This window comes from Eggerthella sinensis (assembly GCF_003339815.1).
Classification (GTDB): domain Bacteria; phylum Actinomycetota; class Coriobacteriia; order Coriobacteriales; family Eggerthellaceae; genus Eggerthella; species Eggerthella sinensis.
On sequence record NZ_PPTT01000003.1, the window covers coordinates 187,601 to 209,878 of the forward strand.

At 64.5% G+C, this 22,278-nt stretch carries 20 protein-coding genes; 15 read left to right on the forward strand and 5 right to left on the reverse strand.

Annotated features, from left to right (window positions below):
* The first annotated feature begins 86 nt into the window (after positions 1-86).
* Complete coding sequence (locus tag C1876_RS02705) at positions 87-1,844, forward strand: FAD-binding protein (protein WP_114545184.1); 1,758 nt, start codon at positions 87-89, stop codon at positions 1,842-1,844.
* 45 nt (positions 1,845-1,889) lie between these two features.
* Here the strand turns inward: C1876_RS02705 and C1876_RS02710 are convergent, their stop codons facing one another.
* Positions 1,890-3,347 carry a response regulator transcription factor gene (locus tag C1876_RS02710; RefSeq protein WP_158544564.1) on the reverse strand — a complete coding sequence of 486 codons (1,458 nt, stop codon included), beginning with the start codon at positions 3,345-3,347 and terminating at the stop codon, positions 1,890-1,892.
* A 338-nt stretch (positions 3,348-3,685) separates the two neighbouring features.
* Here C1876_RS02710 and C1876_RS02715 point away from each other — a divergent pair, with 338 nt between their 5' ends.
* Positions 3,686-5,098 (forward strand): phosphohexomutase domain-containing protein, encoded by a 1,413-nt coding sequence (locus C1876_RS02715; RefSeq protein WP_114545186.1) that lies wholly within the window; start codon positions 3,686-3,688, stop codon positions 5,096-5,098.
* Positions 5,099-5,194: 96 nt separating this feature from the next.
* Here the strand turns inward: C1876_RS02715 and C1876_RS02720 are convergent, their stop codons facing one another.
* Positions 5,195-5,650 (reverse strand): hypothetical protein, encoded by a 456-nt coding sequence (locus C1876_RS02720; RefSeq protein WP_114545187.1) that lies wholly within the window; start codon positions 5,648-5,650, stop codon positions 5,195-5,197.
* A 74-nt stretch (positions 5,651-5,724) separates the two neighbouring features.
* Here C1876_RS02720 and C1876_RS02725 point away from each other — a divergent pair, with 74 nt between their 5' ends.
* The 9 genes from C1876_RS02725 to clpB all read left to right on the forward strand — a co-directional run bounded on the left by C1876_RS02725 (position 5,725) and on the right by clpB (position 14,912).
* Positions 5,725-5,979 (forward strand): dynein gamma chain protein, encoded by a 255-nt coding sequence (locus tag C1876_RS02725; protein ID WP_114545188.1) that lies wholly within the window; start codon positions 5,725-5,727, stop codon positions 5,977-5,979.
* Between the two features lie 15 nt (positions 5,980-5,994).
* Positions 5,995-6,417 (forward strand): nickel-responsive transcriptional regulator NikR, encoded by a 423-nt coding sequence (gene nikR, locus C1876_RS02730; RefSeq protein WP_114545189.1) that lies wholly within the window; start codon positions 5,995-5,997, stop codon positions 6,415-6,417.
* Positions 6,418-6,490: 73 nt separating this feature from the next.
* Positions 6,491-7,513 carry a hydrogenase expression/formation protein HypE gene (gene hypE / locus C1876_RS02735; protein ID WP_114545190.1) on the forward strand — a complete coding sequence of 341 codons (1,023 nt, stop codon included), beginning with the start codon at positions 6,491-6,493 and terminating at the stop codon, positions 7,511-7,513.
* A 155-nt stretch (positions 7,514-7,668) separates the two neighbouring features.
* Positions 7,669-7,857, forward strand: a complete 189-nt coding sequence (locus C1876_RS02740; protein WP_013981099.1) for a 4Fe-4S binding protein — start codon at positions 7,669-7,671, stop codon at positions 7,855-7,857.
* A 376-nt stretch (positions 7,858-8,233) separates the two neighbouring features.
* On the forward strand, positions 8,234-10,141 hold the full coding sequence (gene dnaK, locus C1876_RS02745) for a molecular chaperone DnaK (protein ID WP_114545191.1): 1,908 nt from the start codon (positions 8,234-8,236) through the stop codon (positions 10,139-10,141).
* A gap of 5 nt (positions 10,142-10,146) precedes the next feature.
* Complete coding sequence (locus C1876_RS02750) at positions 10,147-10,818, forward strand: nucleotide exchange factor GrpE (RefSeq protein ID WP_114545192.1); 672 nt, start codon at positions 10,147-10,149, stop codon at positions 10,816-10,818.
* Between the two features lie 67 nt (positions 10,819-10,885).
* Positions 10,886-11,839, forward strand: coding sequence for a DnaJ C-terminal domain-containing protein (locus tag C1876_RS02755; protein ID WP_114545193.1), 954 nt, complete (start codon positions 10,886-10,888; stop codon positions 11,837-11,839).
* Entirely contained in the window at positions 11,839-12,231 is a 393-nt protein-coding gene (locus C1876_RS02760; protein ID WP_114545194.1) for a heat shock protein transcriptional repressor HspR, read from the forward strand. Before C1876_RS02755 ends, C1876_RS02760 begins: the two co-directional genes overlap by 1 nt.
* 17 nt (positions 12,232-12,248) lie before the next feature.
* Positions 12,249-14,912 (forward strand): ATP-dependent chaperone ClpB, encoded by a 2,664-nt coding sequence (clpB, locus tag C1876_RS02765; protein ID WP_114545195.1) that lies wholly within the window; start codon positions 12,249-12,251, stop codon positions 14,910-14,912.
* Between the two features lie 101 nt (positions 14,913-15,013).
* Here clpB and C1876_RS02770 read toward each other — a convergent pair whose 3' ends face one another.
* Positions 15,014-15,973: an aminopeptidase gene (locus tag C1876_RS02770; RefSeq protein WP_114545196.1), complete on the reverse strand. Its 960-nt coding sequence runs from the start codon at positions 15,971-15,973 to the stop codon at positions 15,014-15,016.
* Positions 15,974-15,982: 9 nt separating this feature from the next.
* On the reverse strand, positions 15,983-16,948 hold the full coding sequence (locus C1876_RS02775; protein ID WP_114545197.1) for a DUF1177 domain-containing protein: 966 nt from the start codon (positions 16,946-16,948) through the stop codon (positions 15,983-15,985).
* 106 nt (positions 16,949-17,054) lie between these two features.
* On the opposite strand from C1876_RS02775, the gene C1876_RS02780 reads away from it, so the two are divergent.
* The 4 genes from C1876_RS02780 to C1876_RS02790 are packed head-to-tail and all read left to right on the forward strand — an operon-like array spanning position 17,055 to position 20,589.
* The gene (locus C1876_RS02780) at positions 17,055-18,164 is read left to right on the forward strand and encodes an S-methyl thiohydantoin desulfurase family protein (RefSeq protein WP_114545198.1); all 1,110 of its coding nucleotides are present in this window, start codon (positions 17,055-17,057) and stop codon (positions 18,162-18,164) included.
* Positions 18,164-19,396, forward strand: coding sequence for a hydantoinase/oxoprolinase N-terminal domain-containing protein (locus C1876_RS02785; RefSeq protein ID WP_244910010.1), 1,233 nt, complete (start codon positions 18,164-18,166; stop codon positions 19,394-19,396). Before C1876_RS02780 ends, C1876_RS02785 begins: the two co-directional genes overlap by 1 nt.
* On the forward strand, positions 19,393-19,749 hold the full coding sequence (locus tag C1876_RS17915) for a hypothetical protein (RefSeq protein WP_244910011.1): 357 nt from the start codon (positions 19,393-19,395) through the stop codon (positions 19,747-19,749). Before C1876_RS02785 ends, C1876_RS17915 begins: the two co-directional genes overlap by 4 nt.
* A gap of 12 nt (positions 19,750-19,761) precedes the next feature.
* On the forward strand, positions 19,762-20,589 hold the full coding sequence (locus C1876_RS02790) for a nitrilase-related carbon-nitrogen hydrolase (protein WP_114545199.1): 828 nt from the start codon (positions 19,762-19,764) through the stop codon (positions 20,587-20,589).
* 93 nt (positions 20,590-20,682) lie between these two features.
* Here the strand turns inward: C1876_RS02790 and C1876_RS02795 are convergent, their stop codons facing one another.
* Positions 20,683-22,065: a purine-cytosine permease family protein gene (locus C1876_RS02795; RefSeq protein WP_114545200.1), complete on the reverse strand. Its 1,383-nt coding sequence runs from the start codon at positions 22,063-22,065 to the stop codon at positions 20,683-20,685.
* Positions 22,066-22,278 lie beyond the last annotated feature (213 nt).

Below are 22,278 nucleotides of genomic sequence, written 5' to 3' on the forward strand. Positions count from 1 at the left end.
GTCGCCGCGGGGCTACCGTGCGAATCGTTGCGGAGAGGGGATGCGCCGGAGGGAGGCGCGATCTTCGCACGGAAGGGAGCACTACCATGGAACTCGATCGCAGGAACTTCCTCAAGGGCGCGGCCGTCACGGCCGTCGGCGCGATGGGCGCCGCCACGCTGGCGGCGTGCTCGCCCACGAGCAAGGAAGACAAGGACGCGGCGGCTGCAAGCGCCGGTTCGCCCGAAGGCGAATCGTACAACACCGCGGCCACATCGCAGCGCAAGTGGTCCTTCGAGATTCCGCCTGAGCCCATTGCGGACGCGGACATCAAGGAAACTATCGAAGCCGAGCTCGTGGTGGTGGGGTGCGGCACCGCCGGCCTCATGACGGCGAACAGCGCGGCCGAAGCGGGCGTCGACACCATCATCGTGTCCGCTTCCACGAAGCCCACGTGCCGCGGCGGCTCGAACAACGCCGTGTACTGCAAGGCCTTCGAGGAGCAGGGCTACCCCCGCGTGCCCGTCGAGCAGTACCAGAAGGAGATCTTCTGCCAGACGCACAAGGTTGACCAGCGCAAGTGGTATCAGCACTACAACCATTCCGAGGAGGCCATGAACTGGACCATCGATCTCATGGAGAAGGCCGGCTACGGCATCACCATCGAGATTGGCACGCCGGACGACGAGGACAGCCTGTACCTGCAGCGCACGGCCGCCGTCGGTTGGGACCTCAACGGCCAGACGCCTCCCGAAGAGGGCCTCGAGATCGTCACCGGCAAGATGCAGCCCCTCCTGGTGTGGGAGCTCGCGCGCCATCTCGAAGAGGACCTCAAGGGCAAGATCTACTACAAGAACATCGCCGAGCAGCTCATTCGCGAGAACGACAACACGGGTCGCGTGACCGCCGTCATCTGCAAGCGCGAGGACGGCACGTACGCGAAGTACGTGGGCAAGAAGGCCATCGTGCTGGCCACGGGCGACTTCTCGGGCGATCGCGACATGATGCATCGCTACTGCCCCGAGACGGCCGAGTTCGTGTCGGACGACGTGTACGACAAGGACCCCGACTGGGATCAGGGCTTCAAGTACGGCGGCATCTACAAGGGCCAGGGCCAGAAGATGGGCCTGTGGGTTGGCGCGGCGTGGCAGAAGAGCTTCCCGAACTGCACGATGGGATCGTACTGGGGTCCCGGCCCGCGCAACCTGTACACGAACCACCTGGGCCTGCTTGTGGATCGCGACGGCCAGCGCTTCATGAACGAGAACTGCGTCGGCCCCATGGCCAGCGAGAACATCCTGCTGCTTCCCGAGAAGAAAGCGTACGCCATCTGGGATGCCGGGTATGCGAAGCATGAAGCCGTGTCGGGCGACTGGACGAACGACTCCATGATGACGGGCGAAGAGGCCGTTGCCGCCGCCGTCGCCTCGTGGGACAAGGCCGCCTCGGGTTCCAACAAGAACTACGTCAAGGGCGACACCATCGAGGAAGTGGTGGAAAAGCTCGGCCTGCCGAAGGAGGCGGTCGACACGGTCAAGCGCTACAACGAGCTGGCCGCTCAGGGCTCCGACGACGATTTCCACAAGGATGCCAAGCACCTGCATCCCATTGAGGAAGGCCCCTTCTACGGCGAGATGACCGACGTCTTCGGCTTCCTCACCGTGCTCGGCGGCCTCAACACGAACGTGAACATGCAGGTGTGCGACGCGGAGGACAAGGCCATCCCCGGCCTGTACAACGTGGGCACCATGGTGGGCGACATGTTCGCCGGAACGTACACGTTCATGATTGAGGGCGCGAACTACGGTATGACCTGCGTCACGTTCGGCTACCTCACCGGCAAGTACATCGCCGAGAACGAATAGCACCCTTCCCGCGCCCGCGCTCCACCCTCCCGGAGCGCGGGCTTCTTACTGCTCGAGCGACGCCGCGCGCTGCGACGCGAGCTCGATGAGCTCCTGCTTGGAGTGCACGAGCAGCTTCTGGTAGATGCGTCCCGTGTGCGTTTTCACCGTCTCTTCGGCCATGTTCAGCTCGCGGGCGATGGCCTTGCGGTTGTAGCCCTTCACGATGAGGTCGAACACCTCGATTTCGCGCTTCGACAGGCGATGCTCGGTGGCCATGAGCTGGCACGCGACGGCCAGGTTGCCGCCCGTGTCGGCGCTGCTGCCGCTTTCGCCGGGACTCACGGCGCCCCATCCCGTGCGGATGTTGCGGCTGCTCGTCATGAACAGCGCGGCCAGCAGCAGGATGAACGCCACGAACACCGAGAGCATGCGCCAGTCGGCCACGAGCACGTCGAGCACGCTTCCCACGAACTGCCCCGCCAACAGGCACGCGGTGGCCGAGCCGATGATCCACACGGGCGGCTGCCCGAGGCCCTTCGTCAGGTACGCGCACAGCGAGCACGACATGAGGTACTGGAAGCAGTAGCCCGTGTCGAGCGCGAGCGCGCCGGGAAGCAGCGCCGGATCGAACATGCTCACCACGAAGAACCCGCTTGCCATGAGCGGGAATCCGATGCGGTAGATGAGCACGTCGAAGTTGTTCTTCACCGAAATGGCGCAGAAGAACAGCAGGGCCACCGCGATGAAGAAGCCCATGCTAACCACGAGCGCCGAGCTGCCGAAGTTGTTGATGAGCAGGCTGTGCATCACGCCGAGCGCGAGCCCTTGAAACGCCGACGTCACGAGGAACTTCGTGGGCGGGTGCACCTGTATCTGCATGCCGCGCCCGTACAGCTCGCGCCGCGGGAACTGCGCAATGCTCTTCCAGATGCACGCCACCATGGGCAGCGGCGTGAGGATGAGCACGATCTTGCCCACCTCGCTGGGAAACAGCGACAGCGCGAGCGCCCCCACCGTGCCGATGAACAGCGCCGCGATGCCGTTGAACAAAACCTGCAGCGGTCCGATGCAGCCGAACACGCGGCTCGCTTCCAGGTTGATGTTCGCCGTGCCGCATCCGATGAGGATGGACCCGGCGAGGTAGGTGACCACGGCGAGGTCGTGATGCTGCTCCATGAGGGCCGGGTACGAGCTGTACAGAATGGCCCCGAGCATCAATCCGCTGCACAGCAGATAGGGAAACCAGCGCGCTTCGCTGAACCGATTGACGCGCCGGTACCCCAGGGCCCACACGAGGTACGTGAGCACGCTCGCCACGAGCAGCACGGTGCCCTTCGGCAGCGACGAGATGCCTGCGAGCGGCGTGGGGTCGAGAAACAGGTACGGGCTTTGGAACAGCAGAACCGTCTGCATCCAGTACAAGCCGAAGCCGATCGACAGAAACGGATGAGCCACCAGGCTCTCCTTGAACCGCTGCACGTACCGCCGTCGATCGTCGATGCGATTGAATGCGCTTCCCATAGGCCCTCTTGCCCTCTGTTCCTCCCCGAAATGATGACAGGATAGCATGCACCGCGCCGGCGCTTCGCCCGAAATGTTTCACGTGAAACATTCTCAATCGATGCGGAATTATCCTTGACAAAGTATAATCAGGAGCGTAAAGTATGCGTTGTGGAAATACCGACTCCAACGGTTCTCCTCGTTTCACTCGTCCAAGCACAGGCCGCCTCCCCCGCGGCCTGTGCTAGTTTATGCCCCTTACTTCATCTGCCTCTTTCGCGATGAATATCGCACCGGGCCTTCGGTTGGCTATAATGCGAAGCGGAAGACAAAGCAAAACGGAACGAAGGGACTCCTCCGTGGCAGACATTCACTTCGGAACCGATGGTTGGCGCGCCATCATCGGCGAGGACTTCACCAACGAAAACCTAGTGCGCGTCATCGACGCAGCCGCGCGCATCTTCAAAGAGGATGCGGTTGCGGCCGGGCGCGCGGCCGATGCGCCGGGCACCCTCATCGTCGGCCACGACTGCCGACAGGACGCGCACGCCTACGCCGAGCTGGCGTCCGAGGTTGCGGCGGCACAGGGTTTCCGCGTGCTGCTGACCGAGGACTACTGCCCCACGCCCACGCTGTGCTGGTCGGTGGCGCAGGACGCCGACGCGGTTGGCGGCATCATGCTGACGAGCAGCCACAACCCGGCCGAGTACCTGGGCGTGAAGCTGCGCATGGCCGACGGCGGCGCGGCGGGCAAAGAGTTCACCGACCGCGTTGAGGCGGCGTTCGCCGACGAGGCCACCGACGCGCGCGGCGCGTACGAGACGGTGGACCTCATGACGCCGTACCTGGCCACGCTCAAAGAGCGCGTGGACGCGGAGGCCATCCGCGCGGCCAACCTGCGCGTGGTGGTGGACCCGCTCTACGGCGCGGGCCGCATGTACCTGGCGGGTCTACTGCGCGACCTGGGCGTCGAGGTGTGCGAGATCAACAACGCCGAAGATCCCACGTTCGACGGCTTGCATCCGGAGCCTATTCCGCCCTGGGTCGATCGCTGCATCGCGAAGGTGCCCGAGCTGGGCTACGACGCCGGCTTCATCAACGACGGCGACGCCGACCGTATCGGCACGGTGGACGAGCACGGCAACTTCGTGAACCCGCACCGCATCATCACGCTGCTCACCGCGCACCTCGCCGAGGACAAGGGCCTGAGCGGCCGCGTCGTGTCCACCATCACCGCGTCGGCCATGCTCGCGCGTCAGTGCAAGCGCCTCGGCCTCGAACTCACCAGCACGCCGGTGGGCTTCAAGTGGATTTACGCCGAGATGGAGAAGGGCGACGTCATGCTGGGCGGCGAGGAGTCCGGCGGCATCGGCATTCCCTCCCATGTCATGGAGCGCGACGGCCTGCTCATGGCGCTGTTGCTGTGCGAGACGATGGCGCAGCGCGGCATGAGCCTGGGCCAGCTCGTGGACGATATGTTCGAGAAGGTGGGCAAGCTCGAGTTCGAGCGCCAGGGCCTCAAGATCACCGACGAGCAGATGGCGAACTTCCGCGCGAACATCGTGCCCGCGTATGCGGTCGACGAGATCTGCGGCAAGAAGGTGGTGGACGTCGACCGTCGCGACGGCGTGAAGTTCTACCTCGAGGGCGACGCGTGGGTCATGATGCGCCCCTCCGGCACCGAGCCGCTCGTGCGCATCTACGCCGAAGCCGAAACGATGGACGAAGTGCACGCCCTCCTCAAAGCCGCCGAAGAGGTTGTCACTGCATAACCGCCCAACCACGAACGAACGGATGTTTCACGTGAAACATCCGCACCTGCAGCGGCCCGGAACTCGTTCCGGGCCGCTGTGCTTTGTTGGGCGTCGCTATTCGCCGAAGCGGGGGAGTTTTTTGAGCAGCGCCCAGGCGATTTGCTTGTCCTGGCCGTCGTTCAGCATGGACGCGAACGACGAGAAGGCCACGACGCTGCGGCCGAAGGCGCGGCTGGGTTTCTTGAGCGGGATGTCGCAGCGGTACGTGCGGCCGAGCGCTTGCGCGGCTTGGCTGTCGGCCGCGATGAGGCAGAGGGGGTCGAGCCCTTCGATCATCTGGAAGAGGGCCGCTTCGTCCAATTCTTCCGTGCGGGCGAACGTGCATGCTGCAGGGCCGTATCCGAGCGAGTTCGCGGCGCTGCACAGCGCGGCCCGGCTGCGCTCGTCGAGGGCGCTTCCGCTCAGCACGCATACGAGGGCCGAGCGCGCACCGTCGAGGTACGCGCCGAACAATTCCCACGCTTCGTCGAGCGCGATCTCGTACATGTTACCATTCGCAGATTTTTTCACACGATCCCTTGCGGTTCGGGGGCGTTCGCCGTATAACCGTAATAATAGCAAGAAACAATCGAGGAGGAACTCCTATGTGCACGAATGGAATCAACACGGGACAATTCGAGCAGATGATCGAGCAGATCGACGATCATATCAAGCTGGAGCGTCGCTGGGCGCACAACCTGGGTCATATGGCGGGCGACGCCGGCTTCGCCACCGTGTCCGAGAAGATGCATGCCGCGCAGGCCATCCTCGACGACGTGCGCGCGCTGCTCGACGAAGCGAAGGACGCGCTCGAGGATGACGCCGACGCGTCGGCGAACGTCACCGTCAACCTTGTGTAGGCTGTCGGGGCGCCTATGAGCAACGACCTCATGCGCTTCTCGGTGGCAATGCCCGAGGAGCTGCTTGTCCGCTTCGACCAGTTGGTGGCACGACGCGGCCTTGCGAAGAACCGCAGCGAAGTGGTGCGCGACCTCGTGCGCGACGCGTTGGTGGAAGACGAATGCGCCACGCCGGGTGTGGAAGTGGTGGGCACGCTCACCATCGTGTTCGACCACCATGCGAGCGATTTGCAGGAGAAGCTGCACGCCATTCAGCACGACTACTTCGAGTCCATCATCTCGTCCATGCACGTGCACCTCGATGCGCACCATTGCCTTGAGATCATCGTGCTGCGCGGCGAGACCGGCCTCGTGCAGGATATCGCGAACCTCATCCTGGGCACGAAGGGCGTGAAGAACGGCCGCCTGGTAGTCACCACCACCGGACAGTATATATAGGCTGCGCGCGACGATAGCGGGATCCTTCGGCTCGCTTCGCTCGCTCAGGATGACAACTACAGTAAGGAGTCTTATGGATACCACGGTCATGCTGGGGCATGGCAGCGGCGGGACGATGATGAAGCGCATTATCGACGACGTGTTCTTCGCCGCGTACGCCGGCGACGAGTTGCTGCGCGGCGACGATGCGGCCGTGCTGCCCGCACCCGAGCCCGGCGAGCGGCTGGCGTTCTCCACCGACAGCTTCGTGGTGACGCCGCACTTTTTCCCCGGCGGCGACATCGGGCGCCTTGCCATCTGCGGCACGGTGAACGACGTGGCCACAAGCGGCGCGACGCCGCGCTACCTCAGCTGCGGGTTCGTGCTGGAAGAAGGGTTCCCCATCGAGGACCTCAAGCGCATCTGCGCCTCTATGGCGGAATGCGCCAAAGAAGCCGGCGTGCACCTGGTCACGGGCGACACGAAGGTGGTCAATCGCGGGCACGGCGACGGCGTGTACATCAACACATCCGGCGTGGGTACCATTGCGCCCGGCGTCAACCTGGGCGGCGCGCAGTGCAAGCCGGGCGACAAGGTGCTGGTCACCGGCACGTTGGGCGACCACGGCATCACCATCATGAGCTGCCGCGAATCGCTGAGCTTTTCGGCCGACCTGGAAAGCGATGCGGCCCCGCTCAACCACCTCATCGCCGAAGTGCTGGCAGCGGCGCCGAACACGCGCTGCTTCCGCGACCCCACCCGCGGCGGTCTGGCCTCGACGCTCAACGAGCTGGCTGCGCAGTCGGGCACCGACATCACCGTCGAGGAAGATGCGATTCCCGTGAAGCCCGCCGTGCAGGGCGCGTGCGACATGCTGGGCTACGACGTGCTGCAGGTGGCGAACGAGGGCAAGATGGTGTGCGTGGTGGCCGCCGACGAGGCGGACGCGGCGCTCGCGGCCATGCGTGCGAACCGCTACGGCGCGGATGCGGCCATCATCGGCGAGGTGGCGGCCATGCAGCCGGAGCGCGGCTCGAAGGTGTTTCTGCGCACGGCGTTCGGCGGCACGCGTATCCTCGATATGCTTGTGGGCGAGCAGCTGCCGCGCATTTGCTAGAGGCGGCATCTCTGAAACGATTTTGCCCCGTCCCCTGAGAAATTCGCGGTTTCTTATTGCATTTGCGGACAACAATGGTATCTTGCGGGCATAAAGTTTTTGGGGAAGTGACCGACGCGTCCCGTCGGAATGCTTTTGACGAGAAGGAGTTAGCTATGTCTCACCCGGTTATCGAAGCCGATGAGTGCATCGGTTGCGGCATCTGCGTCGATGCCTGCCCGCAGGAAGTGCTCGAGGTTGTTGGCGGCGTCGCTGAAGTCGTGAACGAGGATGCGTGCATCGCGTGCGGCGACTGCGTCGAGGAGTGCCCGATGGGCGCGATTCCCGAGGTCGTGGAGGACTAACCTCCCGCTTCACACGCTTATCGCAAGCGCAATGAGAACCCCCGTCTCCACAGGAGGCGGGGGTTCTTTGCGTTGGGGAAACGGTTGCGCGCACAGGGCGTAACGAAGCGTCTCGAAACCGCTTGAGGATGTCGCAGATCGCTATAGTTTGGTGCGTTAACAAAACTTATATTACAAATTGGTAATAAACTTGACACCAACAGACTTAGATAATATAGTCCAAAACATCGAAGAGAGCTTGAGCTTACGCAACGCATCCTCAGGCACCCTCCATCGACAGAGTGCGCCTGCGGGCGTGCTTTGACGCATAGACAGAAAAACGACTGCTAACGACCATTGATTTAGGTAACAACTCCGACAGAGAGGAAGCAGGATAATGAGCAAGATTCTTGGTATCGACTTGGGCACGACGAACTCCGCGATGGCGGTCATGGAGGGCTCCGAGCCTGAAATCCTCGTGAACGCCGAGGGCGACCGCACCACCCCGTCGGTCGAGGGCTTCCGCAAGGACGGCGAGCGCGTGGTCGGCAAGGCTGCGAAGAACCAGGCCGTCACGAACCCCGAGAACACCGTGTCGTCCGTGAAGCGCTTTATCGGCCGCTCGTACAACGAGACGCCGGAAGAGCGCAAGACCGTCAGCTACAAGCTGCAGAAGGGCAAGGACGGCCGCGCGGTTGTCGACATCGACGGCAAGGACTACACGCCGGAAGAGATTTCCGCCATGGTGCTGCAGAAGCTGAAGAACGACGCGGAGAAGCAGCTGGGCTCCCCGGTGACGCAGGCCGTCATCACGGTGCCCGCGTACTTCAACGACGCTCAGCGTCAGGCCACGAAGGACGCCGGCAAGATCGCGGGCCTCGAAGTGCTGCGCATCATCAACGAGCCGACGGCTGCCGCACTGGCCTACGGCCTTGACAAGACCAACAAGGACGAGAAGATCCTCGTGTTCGACCTGGGCGGCGGCACGTTCGACGTGTCCATCCTGGAGTTGGGCGACGGCGTGTTCGAGGTTGCCTCCACCGCCGGCGACAACCACCTGGGCGGCGACGACTGGGACCAGCGCATCATCGACTGGCTGGCCGACAAGTTCCAGGCTGACAACGGCATCGACCTGCGCAAGGACAAGATGGCCCTGCAGCGCTTGAAGGAAGCCGCTGAGAAGGCGAAGATGGAGCTGTCCTCCACCACGCAGGCCAACATCAACCTGCCGTTCATCACGGCCGACGCTTCCGGCCCGAAGCACCTCGACTACACGCTGACGCGCGCCGAGTTCGAGCGCATCACGAAGGATCTGCTGGATCGCATCAAGAAGCCGGTTGAGCAGGCGCTCAAGGACGCCGGCCTCAAGACGGGCGACATCGACGAGGTCATCCTCGTCGGCGGTTCCACCCGTATGCCGGCCGTGCAGGATCTCGTGAAGAAGCTCACCGGCAAAGAGCCGAACATGTCCGTGAACCCGGACGAGGTCGTGGCCATGGGCGCAGCGGTGCAGGGCGGCGTGCTCGCCGGCGACGTCGAGGGCATCCTGCTGCTCGACGTGACCCCGCTGTCGCTGGGCGTCGAGACCATGGGCGGCGTCATGACCAAGATGATCGAGCGCAACACCACGATCCCCACCCGCAAGACCGAAATCTACTCCACGGCGTCCGACAACCAGACGTCGGTTGAGGTGCACGTCCTGCAGGGCGAGCGTCAGATGGCGGGCGACAACAAGACGCTGGGCAAGTTCCAGCTCACCGGCATCCCGGCCGCGCGCCGCGGTGTGCCGCAAATCGAGGTCACCTTCGACATCGACGCGAACGGCATCGTGAACGTGTCCGCTAAGGATCTGGGCACCGGCAAGCAGCAGCAGATCACCATCTCCGGCTCCACCGCGTTGAACGACGACGAGGTCGAGCGCATGGTGAAGGACGCCGAGGCCCATGCCGAGGAAGACGCGAAGCGCAAGGAAGAGATCGAGATTCGCAACAACGCCGACGCCCTGGTGAACGCCACCGAGCAGACGCTGCAGGAAGTGGGCGACAAGGCCCCGTCCGACGTGAAGACCGCTGCCGAAGAGGCCATCGCCGAGGCGAAGAGCGCGCTCGAGGGCTCCGATCTGGACGCCATCAAGTCCGCCACCGAGAAGATGCAGCAGGCAGGCTACAAGCTGGCCGAGGTCGTCTACTCCACGCAGGGCCCGGATGCCGCCTCGCAGGCTGCAACCGCCGAGTCCACGCCGGCCGATGACACCATCGAAGCCGACTACGAGGTCGTCGAGGACGACGATAAGGAAGGGAAGTAATCGCTATGGCCCAGCCCAACCAGCCCACGCCTGAGCGCGCGGCTCAAGGCGCAGGCAAGAGCATTCCCATCGAAGAAACCCGTTCTGCGGCTGAGGAAGCTCAGCCGCAGGGCCAGCCCGAAGAGGGCGTTGCCTCGGACGAGCCGATCGAAGCCGAGATCATCGAAGACGCCGGCCCTTCGGCCGACGAGCAGGTGGCCCAGGCCAAGGCCGAGATGCAGGAGTGGCAGGACAAGTACATGCGCCTGCATGCCGAGTGGGATACCTACCGTCGCCGCACGACGGAGCAGCGCGAAGTCGAGAAGGCGCGTGCGACAGAGAAGCTGGTCACCAGCCTGCTGCCCGTCATCGACGACTTCGAGCGCACCATCGACTACGCCACGAAGAACGGCGAAGGCGGCTTGTTCGACGGGGTGAAGGCCGTGCATGCGAAGCTCGTCGATGTGCTGAAGAAGGACGGCGTCGAAGTGATCGACCCGACCGGCGAGGCGTTCGACGCGCTGGAAGCGCAGGCCGTTGCCACCATCGACGACGCGAGCGTGCCCGACGAGACGGTGTCCGAGGTATACCAACGAGGTTACAAGATGGGAACGAAAGTTCTCAGGCCTGCAATGGTAACCGTCACCTCCGGCGGTCCCAAACGGGAGAAACCGCAGGAAGACGCGGGAAAACAATAAGGACGACGAGATGAAGCGGGCGCGAATGAGGCCCGCTTCTGCTTCATAGAAGGAAAGGCGGTGGAACATGGCGGCGACTCCCGACTACTACAAGACGCTTGGCGTTCCACGCACAGCGACGGCCGACGAGATCAAGAAGGCCTTTCGCAAACTCGCACGCACGCATCACCCCGACGCCGGCGGCGACGAGGCGAAGTTCAAGGAATTGAACGAAGCGTACGAGGTGCTGTCGGACGATAAGAAACGCAAGCTGTACGACCAATACGGTACGGCGAACGAGAACCATATACCTCAACAAGGTTGGGGAGGCGGCGGCTCCGTGAACGTCGAGGACATCTTCGGTGGAGCGGGCGGCGGCTTTGGCAGCTGGGCCGATATTCTGGAGAGCATTCGCCACGGCGAAGGCGCCTTCGGAACTGATTGGGATTTCAACGACATGTCGGGCTTCGGAGGCGGCCGCCAGCCGCGTCCGCGCAACGGCCAGGACATGAACGTCACCCTCAACGTCACGTTCGACGAGGCGTTCAAGGGTACCGAGAAGCGCGTGACCGTGCGCGTGCCCGGCCGCGGCGAGTCTGAAACGCTCACCGTGAAGATTCCGGCCGGCGCCGTTGACGGCGGGCGGCTGCGCTTCAAGGGCAAGGGCGGTCCGGGCGAGAACGGCGGCGCTTCGGGCGACCTGCTGATCACCACGAAGATCGAGCCGCATTCGTTCTACACCCGCAAGGGCGCCGACGTGCTCATGGACGTGCCGGTGAGCGTGGCCGAGGCCGCGCTTGGCGCAAGCGTCGTCGTTCCCGCGCCGGACGGCACGAAGGTGCGCGTGCGCGTGCCGAAGGGCACCCAGGACGACACTGTGCTGTCCGTGAAGGGCAAGGGCGCTCCGAAGGTGAAGGGCGAAGGCGCGGGCGACCTCAAGATCACCGTGAAGGTGGTTGTGCCCAAAGACATGAACGAAGGCCAGAAAAAGGCCATGGAAGACTATATAGCCGCCACGACCGATGATGTGAGGAGCTGGTAATGAGCGAGCGTACCGATCGCAACCGCCCGCTGTACATGATCAGCGTGGCCGCGCAGCTGGCGGGCGTTCACCCGCAGACGCTGCGCGCTTACGAGCAGAAGGGGCTGGTTTCGCCCCAGCGCACGAGCGGCAACACGCGTATGTATTCGCAGGCCGACATCGAGCGGCTCGAGCTTATCAACGAATTGACGAGCGAGGGCATCAACCTGGCGGGGGTCATTCGCATCCTCGATCTCCAGGGCCGTTTGGACGAGCGTGACAACGAGCTGGACGATTTGCACAAGCGCGTGCGTCGTTTGGCCGACCGCGTGCACGAGCTTGAAACGCGCGAAAGTGTGAACGCCCTCGTGCGCGTGTCCGACCTGCCGTCCGCATTGCGGCAGCTGCCTTAGCGAAGGAGGAACTTTGTATGAACATGGGTAATTTGAACAAACTAGCCCTGACCGCTCAGGAGGCGTTGCAGCAGACGATTGTCATCGCGTCCGAGAACGAGTCATCGCAAGCCGAGCCTATTCACATGCTGAAGGCCCTGCTTGAATCGAAAGAGAACAACCTGTCTGCCATCATCAAGCGCATCGGTGCCGAGCCGTTCCAGCTGCAGTCCAACGTGGACGCGGAGATCCAGCGCATGCCGAAGGTGAGCGGAAACCCCGGCATGATGAGCGGCATTCCCGGTCCGGCCCTCATGAACCTCATCGACGAGGCCGTGAAGGTGGCCGAGAAGCTGGGCGACAGCTACGCCACGAGCGAGCACCTGCTGATCGCGCTGTCCGAAGAGAAGGGCGCGGCGGGCAAGATTCTCAGCGCCGCCGGCGTGACGCGCAAGAGCATCGAGGCGGCGTACCAGGAACTGCGCGGCGACACCCGCGTGACCGATCAGCAGAACAAGGTGCAGTTCGAGGCGCTCGAGCAGTACGGCCAGAACCTCACGCAGAAGGCGCGCGAGGGCAAGCTCGACCCGGTCATCGGCCGTGCCGAGGAAATCCGCCGCACCATCCAGGTGCTGAGCCGCCGCACGAAGAACAACCCCGTGCTCATCGGCGAGCCGGGCACCGGCAAGACGGCCATCGTGGAAGGCCTCGCGCAGCGCATCGTGGCCGGCGACGTTCCCTCGTCGCTGAAGGATCGCGACATCGTGGCGCTCGACCTGGGTGCGATGGTGGCCGGCGCGAAGTACCGCGGCGAGTTCGAGGACCGCTTGAAGGCCGTGCTGCGCGAAGTGAAGCAGAGCGAAGGCCGCATCATCCTGTTCATCGACGAGCTGCACACCATCGTGGGCGCAGGCTCCACGGGCGACAGCTCCATGGACGCGGGCAACATGCTGAAGCCGGCGTTGGCCCGCGGCGAGCTTCATGCCATCGGCGCCACGACGCTTGACGAGTACCGCAAGTACATCGAGAAGGATGCCGCGCTCGAGCGTCGTTTCCAGCCGGTGCTGGTTACCGAGCCCACCGTGGAAGACACCATCGCCATCCTGCGCGGTCTCAAGGAGAAGTACGAGATTCACCATGGCGTGCGCATCACCGATGCGGCCATCGTGGCGGCGGCCGAGCTGTCCAACCGCTACATCTCCGACCGCTTCCTGCCGGACAAGGCCATCGACCTCATGGACGAGGCGGCCAGCCGTCTGCGCATCGAGATCGACTCCATGCCCGAAGAGGTGGACGCCGCCGAGCGCAAGCTCACGCAGATGCAGATTGAAGAGCAGGCGCTCATGAAGGAGAGCGACCAGGCGTCGCAGGAACGCCTCGAGGCGTTGCGTCGCGAGATTGCCACGGCTCAGGAAGACCTCGACAAGCGCAAGGCGGAATGGCAGAACGAGAAGGACGCCATCGAGCACGTGCAGAACCTCAAGGGCGATCTCGAAGGCGCGCAGCTTGAGGAAGAGCGCGCTACGCGCGAGGGCGACCTCGTGAAGGCGTCCGAGATTCGTTACGCGCGCATCCCCGCGCTGCAGCAGCAGCTGCATGCGGCCGAGGAAGAGCTCAACGTGAAGCAGCAGGACGGCGCCATCCTCAAGGAGGAAGTGTCGGACGACGAGATTGCCGAAGTCGTGTCCACGTGGACGGGCATCCCCGTGCAGAAGATGATGCAGGGCGAGATGGCGAAGCTGGTCGACCTCGAAGAGAAGCTGCACGAGCGCGTGGTGGGTCAGGATGAGGCCGTGTCGTCCGTGGCCGGCGCCATCCGCCGCAACCGTGCGGGCCTGTCCGACCCGAATCGCCCCATCGGCTCGTTCTTGTTCCTGGGCCCCACGGGCGTGGGCAAGACCGAGCTTGCGAAGGCGCTCGCGGAGTACCTGTTCGACAGCGAGAAGGCCATGATCCGCATCGACATGTCCGAGTACATGGAGAAGTTCTCGGTGCAGCGCCTCATCGGCGCCCCTCCGGGATACGTGGGCTACGACGAAGGCGGTCAGCTGACCGAGGCCGTGCGCCGCAAGCCGTACAGCGTGATCCTGCTCGATGAGATCGAGAAGGCGCATCCGGATGTGTTCAACATCCTGCTGCAGGTGCTTGACGACGGCCGCCTGACCGACGGCCAGGGTCGCGTGGTGTCGTTCAAGAACGCCATCATCATCATGACGTCGAACGTGGGCTCGCAGTTCATCCGCGAGTTCGCCGAGCACGGCGACGAGAAAGCCATGAAGCAGGCCATCGACGGTGCCCTGCGCGCGACATTCCGCCCCGAGTTCATCAACCGCATCGACGACGTGGTGGTGTTCAACGCGCTTAACATGACGAACATCGAGCCTATCGTCGACCTGCAGCTGGAAGAGGTTCGCGACCGCTTGGCCGACCGCCGCATCACGCTCGACGTGACGCCGGCCGCGATGGAGCACCTGTCCATCGACGGATACGATCCCATCTTCGGCGCGCGTCCGCTCAAGCGCCTCATTCAGAAGGAGATCGTCGACCGCATCGCTCAAAAGGTGGTTGAAGGCAAGCTGCGCGACCGTAGCCACGTGCTGATCAGCATCGATCAGGACGGCAACTACGAGTGCACCGTGGAAGAGCCCCTCGAACTCGACGCTTCCTCCCTCGACGACCTACTGTTGGACGGCGAGAAGTAAACGCCTTCCAGTAAAACGGCCCGACGGATGTCGGGCCGTTTTTTCGTATAGGGCGATGTTTCACGTGAAACATCGCGAAGCATCAGGTGATGTTCGCTCCCTTAGATGAACGCGCCCTCTCGGATGACGCATTCGTTGTCGAGGTAGAGGGTGGGGCGCAGGATGATGCCGTCGAGGTGGCAAGCCGCTTTTGTGGTGCCGCCGAACGAGGTGTTCGTGCCGAAGGCGATGTGGACGGTGCCGTAGAGCTTCTCGTCTTCGAGGATGATGCCGCACAGCTTCGCCGCCTCGTTCGTGCCAATGCCGAGCTCGGCGATGGTACCGTTCTCCGGTTGGTCGAACAGGACGCCCAGGCGATCGGCGTAGGGGCCTTGGTCGTCGGCGCCCTCGATGCCCGTGAGACGTCCGTGCTCGATGGTGACCGTCATCGGCGCGGACAGCGTGCCGATGCCCACCATGGAACCGTCGATGACGGCGGTGCCGTGCGCGCCGTCCTCAAGCGGAGCGATGTAGGCTTCGCCGGAGGGGAAGTTGCCGCTTGCGCCCGGCTCGCGGTATACGCCGGGACTTGCCACGCCGTTGCGGCCGGCGAGGGAGAGCTCCAGGACGTGGCCGTCCTTCTCGATGCGCGCCGAGCGCGCGTGCGTGAGGCGTTCCGTCAGCTCGCGGGTGCGCTGCTCCACCTGCGTGTAGTCGGCGCAGGCGGCGCCGTCGCGCAGCATGTCCATGGTGATGCTGGGCATGGTGACCACGCGCGTGCCGGCGGCTGCGGCTTCGATGCGCGCGTTCGTGTGCGTGATGGACTTCGCCGTGGGGCACAGGGCAACGTCGGCGGCTTTCATAGCGGCGGCCACCGCGGCGGGCGGCTCCTCGCCGGCCACACGCCCCTCGGGCATCTGCATGATGAGCGTGCGATGGCCCATCGCCTGAGCGGCCTCGTAGAAGAGCTCGCCCACCTCGCGCGTGGGGTCGTCGGTGACGATAAGCAGCGTCTCGCCAGGTTGGAGCGCGAGGTTGGTGGCGATGATGCTCCGCGCGCGGTCGGTGAGGGGTAGGGTCATGGGGGCTCCTTACGCTTCCGCGTCTTCCGGGGGCAGTGCTCCCATGCTTTGCAGGTGCTTCATCGAGCCGTAGCGTTCCACGAAGCGGGCGTATTCGTCCTCGTCGTAGAAGGCGCACTTCCCTTCGCCGAAGGCTTTGGCTGCTTCGATCATGAAGGTGCCGGCTTCCTCCAAATCTTCCAGGTGCGTTGCGCCGGTGGCGCAGCCGGGGACGGCGGTTTCGGTGGTGATGGCCACGCCCACGACGGGTGCGTCGGTTGCGGTGCACGGTTGCAGGATGGAGTTCAGGTGGTACAGGCCGTTGCCGTAGGGCGTGATGTCGGCCATCGACAGCGGGTAGGTGCGCGCACGGCGACCGGTCGCAATTTCCACGAGGCTCACGAGATCCTCGCTCACGCGCAGGATGCACCCCTCCTTCACGGTGGGCGAAATCATGAAGCCGCGCTCGTTCATGATGCGGTTGCCCTTCGTCGTGTCCACCACGAGCACGGCGTCGAGCGCCCCTGCGCCGCCGACCTCCTCGCGATTCACCGCCGATGTGGCCACGGGCGACCCCATGAACGCCACCGGCTCGTGCGGGAAGGTGGGCGCGTGCGGGCACACGTGCGTGGAGACGAACACGTCGCCCGGCAGCACGTCGCCGCGCGCGTGCATCGACAACAGCTTCGCCGCGCAGGCCAGGGCGCACAGCGCGCCATCGCCATCGGACACGAATCCGATGCGTTCGGGCCGCGCTCCCAGTCCTCCCAGGCGTCCCAGCAACCCGATGGTGGGCGCGTCGCCGCCCGCCGCTCGCCCGCGCGACCCGGGGATACGCACGCGCACCATGTCGGTGGAACCCTTCGGGCCTTCCAATACGTACGTTTCGGCATCGCATGCGGGATCGATGGACCGCAGATAATCGACCACCTGCGCGCCGCTTGCGGAAGGGGAATCAAGCAGATCGTAGAGTTCGATCAACTGTTTGAAAATCATGGGAAGGTCTCCTTTTGGCTATGTTGTCATCGCAAACCTCGTTCGGTTCCATGATAATACGGTTCTATGCGGTTCGTAGCATCTTCGACGAAAGGTCCTATCCATCATGAGAAGGAATATCGGCATCAAAGAGATCGAGGATATGGCGCTTGGCGCGACGGTCCTCGGCGCGGGCGGGGGCGGCGACCCCTACGTCGGCAAGCTCATGGCCATCGAGGCCATCAAGAAATACGGCGATGTGGAGCTGATCACCCCCGATGAGGTTCCCGACGACGCGATGGTATGCGTCTCTCAGATGATGGGCGCCCCCACCATCATGGTGGAAAAGATTTGCAGCGGCCTCGAGCCCATGGCCACCTACGACGAGCTGGTGAAGGAGCTCGGCCAGGAACCCTACGCCATCTACGCGGTGGAAGCGGGCGGCGTGAACTCCACCATCCCGTTCATCCTCGCGGCAACGCGCCGCATCCCCGTGGTGGACTGTGACCTCATGGGCCGCGCGTTCCCCGAGCTGCAGATGACCACGCTCGGCATCAACGGCGTGATCGGGCAGCCGGCCGTCATGGCCGACGAAAAGGGCAACACGGTGACCGTGCGCGCCATCGACGACAAGTGGCTCGAGCGCATATCGCGCCAGGCCACGTCGGTGATGGGCGGCTACACCATCCTCGCGTCGTACCCGTGCTCGGGGCGTCAGCTCAAGGAGTACTGCATTCCGAACACGCCCACGCTGTGCGAGGAGATCGGCCGCACGCTGCGCGAGGCGCGCGAGCAGCACGCCGATCCCATCGATGCCGTGTTGGAGGTGACGAACGGGTTCCGCCTGTTCCGCGGCAAGGTGATGGACGTCGAGCGCAAGACCGACGGCATGTTCGTGCGCGGCCGCGCCGTGGTGACCGGCCTCGACGAGGACAAGGGAAGCGAGCTGGTCATCGAGTTCCAGAACGAGAACCTCATCGCGCTGCGCGACGGCGAGCCGGTGACGACGGCCCCCGACCTCATCATGTCGCTCGACATGGAGTCGGGCGCGCCCGTGACCACCGAGGGCCTCAAGTACGGCGCGCGCGTCGTGGTGGTGGGCATGCCCTGCGCCCCGCAGTGGCGCACGCCGCAGGGCCTGGCGGTTGTGGGCCCGCGCGCGTTCGGCTACGACGTGGACTACATCCCGGTGGAGGAGCGCATGGCGGCGAAGGAGAACGAGGAGGTGCAGGCGTAATGGCCGATCAGGAGCAGAAGCGCATCTGGCGTTTGGGCATCGACGTGGGTGGCACGAACACCGATGCCGTGATCATCGACGGCGACCTCAATCTGGTCGCCGCCACGAAGAGCCCCACCACCGAGGACGTCATGGGCGGCATCGTGGCTGCCATGCACGAGGTGATCACGCAGATCGGTGCGGAGGCGGCCAAGAATATCGGGTTCGCCATGCTGGGCACCACGCACTGCACGAACGCCATCGTCGAGCGCAAGCGCCTCAACAAGGTGGCCGCGCTGCGCGTGGGCGCGCCGGCCACGACGGCCATCAGCTGCATGGCCGACTGGCCCGACGAGCTGAAGGACGCCATGCGCGTGCGCGACTTCCTCGTGCACGGCGGCAACGAGTTCGACGGTCGCGAGATCAGCGCGCTGTCCGAGGACGAGATCCGCGAGGTGGCGCGCGTCGTGCGCGACGAGGGCTTCGAGTCCGTGGCGGTGACCAGCGTGTTTTCGCCGGTGTCCGACGCGCACGAGAAGCGCGCGGCCGCGGTGCTGCGCGACGAGCTGGGCGAGGATTTCCCCGTCACGCTGTCGTCGGAAATCGGGTCGCTCGGCTTCCTCGAACGCGAAAACGCCTCCATTCTGAACGCGGCGCTCTACGACGTGGCGCGCACGACGGCCGACAGCTTCGAGGCCTCGCTCGCGTCCGAGGGCCTCACCGATGTCGCGGTGTACCTGGGACAGAACGACGGCACGCTCATGTCCGTGGACTACGCGAAGCGCTATCCCATCTTCACCATCGCCTGCGGGCCGACGAACTCCATCCGCGGCGCGTCGTTCCTCACGCGGGAGCTGGATGCCGTGGTCGTGGACATCGGCGGCACCACCACCGACGTGGGCGTGCTGGCGCACGGCTTCCCGCGCGAGAGCATGGTGGCGGTGGAAATCGGCGACGTGCGCACGAACTTCCGCATGCCCGACCTCGTGTCCGTGGGCTTGGGCGGCGGTTCGCTCGTGCGGCAGCTTGACGACGGCCGCGTTACCGTGGGCCCCGACAGCGTGGGCTACCTCGTGACGAAGAAGGCGCTCTGCTTCGGCGGCGACACGCTGACGGCTACCGACATCGTGGTGGCGAAGGGCTTGGCCGAAGGCGTGGGCGATCCCGCGCTGGTGGCCGACCTCGACCCGGCGCTCGTGGACGCGGCGTATCCGAGATCACGCGCATTATCGAAGATGCGGTGGACGCCATGAAGACGTCGGCTGGCGATGTGACCGTGATCCTCGTGGGCGGCGGCTCCATCCTGGCCCCCGACCATCTTGAGGGTTCCGACAACGTGCTGCGCCCGGAGAACTTCGGCGTGGCGAACGCTGTGGGTTCCGCTATCGCGCAGGTGTCGGGCCAGATTGCGAAGGTGTTCTCGCTGTCCGAGACGCCGCGTGAGCAGGCGCTCGCGGAGTCGAAGCAACGTGCCTGCGACGAGGCCATCGCCGCAGGCGCCGACCCGAGCAGCGTGGAAGTGGTCGACGTCGAGGACATCCCCATGGCCTACCTGGGCGACGCGCTCTGCATCAGGGTGAAGGCAGTGGGAGACCTCAAACTTTAGGAAGGAGGCATCATGCCAAACGAAACGCGGTCGGTTCACCTGGCGCTTATCCAGTTCGAGAGCTCGCTTTGCAACCCTGAGGCCAACACGGAGAAGGCTTGCCGCATGATTGCCGAGGCGGCGGCGCAGGGGGCCGACCTCGTGGTGCTGCCCGAGCTGTTCTCGACGGGCTACGAGCTGAACATCGTGGGCCCGCACGTGCCCGAGCTGGCCGAGCCGGTTGACGGCCCCACCGTGCGCGCGCTGCAGGACGCAGCCCGCGCCGGCGGCTGCTACGTGGTTGCGGGGCTCGCGCTGACGCACGAGATGGCGGGCGTGGCCTACAACAGCGCGGTGTTCATCGACCGCGACGGCGAGCTGCAAGGGACCTACGACAAGCAGCACCTGTGGGCGCTCGAGCGCTTCTACTTCCGCGCGGGCTTCGATTGCCCCGTGTTCGACACCGACTTCGGGCGCGTCGGCGTGATGATCTGCTACGACATGGGCTTCCCCGAGGTGGCGCGCATGTTGGCGCTGCAGGGTGCCGACCTCATCCTGTGCCCCTCGGCCTGGTGCGAGGAGGACATGGACGTGTGGGACGTGAACGTGCCCGCTCGCGCGCTAGAGAACACGGCGTTCGTGGCGGCCGTGAACCGCTACGGCGTGGAGGACGCGCTGGTTATGCCGGGCCACACGAAGGTGTGCAACCCGCGCGGCCATGTGGTGGCCGAGCTGGCCGAGGAAGCCGAGGGCGTGCTGCACGTGGAACTCGACCTCAACGACGTGGTGGAGCATCGCCAGCGCAGCCCGTACCTGCGCGATCGCCGCGCCGACCTCTACGACCTCGTGTTGATGCCGTAGCGCCGGCACTTCTCCCATCGACGAAAAAGGCCCCGATGTTTCACGTGAAACATCGGGGCCTTCGCTTTGCGAGGAGGTTGCGGGGCGATTGCCCTACAGCACCTGATCCGTCTCGGCGAACGTGACGGTGTCAACCTTCTTCGCCGACGCGTATGCCTTCATCGCCACCCAGTACAGCACGCCGGCCAACACGAGCGAGTTGAGGCCGGGGATGCCGATGTTCATCAGGCTGGTGATCTCGCCCACGGCGAAGCCGGCGACCCAGCTGGCGATGGCGATGGGGTTCCACTTCTCCACCTTGGCCGGCAGCTCGCCCTTCGCACGCGACTCGTCGAGCGTGGCGCGGCTGCGCTTGAGGATGAAGTAGTCCACCACCATGATGCCGGCGACGGGCGGGATGGCCACGCCGAGCAGCGTCAGGAAGTTGGTGAAGTAGTTGATGATGCCGATGACCGACAGCAGCGTGCCCACGATGCCGAGCGCCCACACGAGGCCGTTGCGGCTGATCTTCTTGTTGAACAGGGAGTTGATCATGGTGGCCAAGCCGAGGCTCGACGAGTACAGGTTGATGTCGTTGAGCTTCACCGTGGAAGCCACCACGATGATCACGCCGAGGATGCCCGAGGTGCCCATCATGATGTCGACGATGTTCTCGGTGCCCATGGCGTGCGCCAGCAGCACGGCCAGCAGGTTCATGCCCAGCTCGCCCACGAACGTGCCGATGAGCGTCATCCAGAACACCTGCGTGCCGTTCTTCAGGAAGCGTGCGTAGTCGGGGGTGCAGATGGCGCCCGCGATGAAGCCGCCCGCCACCATGGTGGTTGCCGCGCCCAGCGACAGCGCCGGTCCCGGAGGGGCCGTGGTCAGCAGCTCGGTAATGGTGTGGTCTTGCAGGATGATGGCCGCGGCCACGATGACCACGATCACGAACAGCGGCACGAACACGGTGGCGAAGTTCGCGATTGCCTTGATGCCGAACACCACGAGCAGCGTGATGCCGAGGCCCGTGATGACCGCCCACAGGATGTACTCGGGCGTGATGCCAGGCATGATGCCGGGCATGATTTCCTGCGTGCCGAGGAAGTCCGTGAACGGGATGATTTCGGCCATACCCTGGCCGAACACCGCGTTCTGCACGCCGAACCAGCCCACCATGGAGATGGCCACGACGCCGCCGAACAGCGCCGACCCAATTTTGCCGAAGCCGGTCCAGCGGGACAGCAAGCTGGTGGATAGGCCTTCGCGCGCGGCCGCCGTGCCGAGGGCCCAGCTGACCACTTGCAGCAGAACCGAGCCGAGCAGCGTTGCCAGCAGCGCGTCCCAGAAGGTGAGGCCGTAGCCGAGCGCCGCGCCCAGCATGAGCTGCGATACGCAGCAGATCGCGCCGATCCTGATGAAAAGAATCCGCCAGAACGGCTGCTTCGCTTCATCAGGAACGCGCGACAGCGAATAATCGATGTCGTTTTCGGGAGCCATGATGTTCCTTTCTCGTCCACCCGTGTTTTTTGATCGGCCGATCAAAAAGATGCTGGGATTATACCGTGCTCGTACGTGCAACAAAGCGACGCGCGCAAACTTTATCACGGGAAGCGTCAAACGGCAGAGATACTCCCCCTATTGCGCCCGCATTGGGGTTTTTGGGTCCGCAAGTGTTTGCGCGGGCGCAATAGGGGGAGAGGGGGAGCGCGG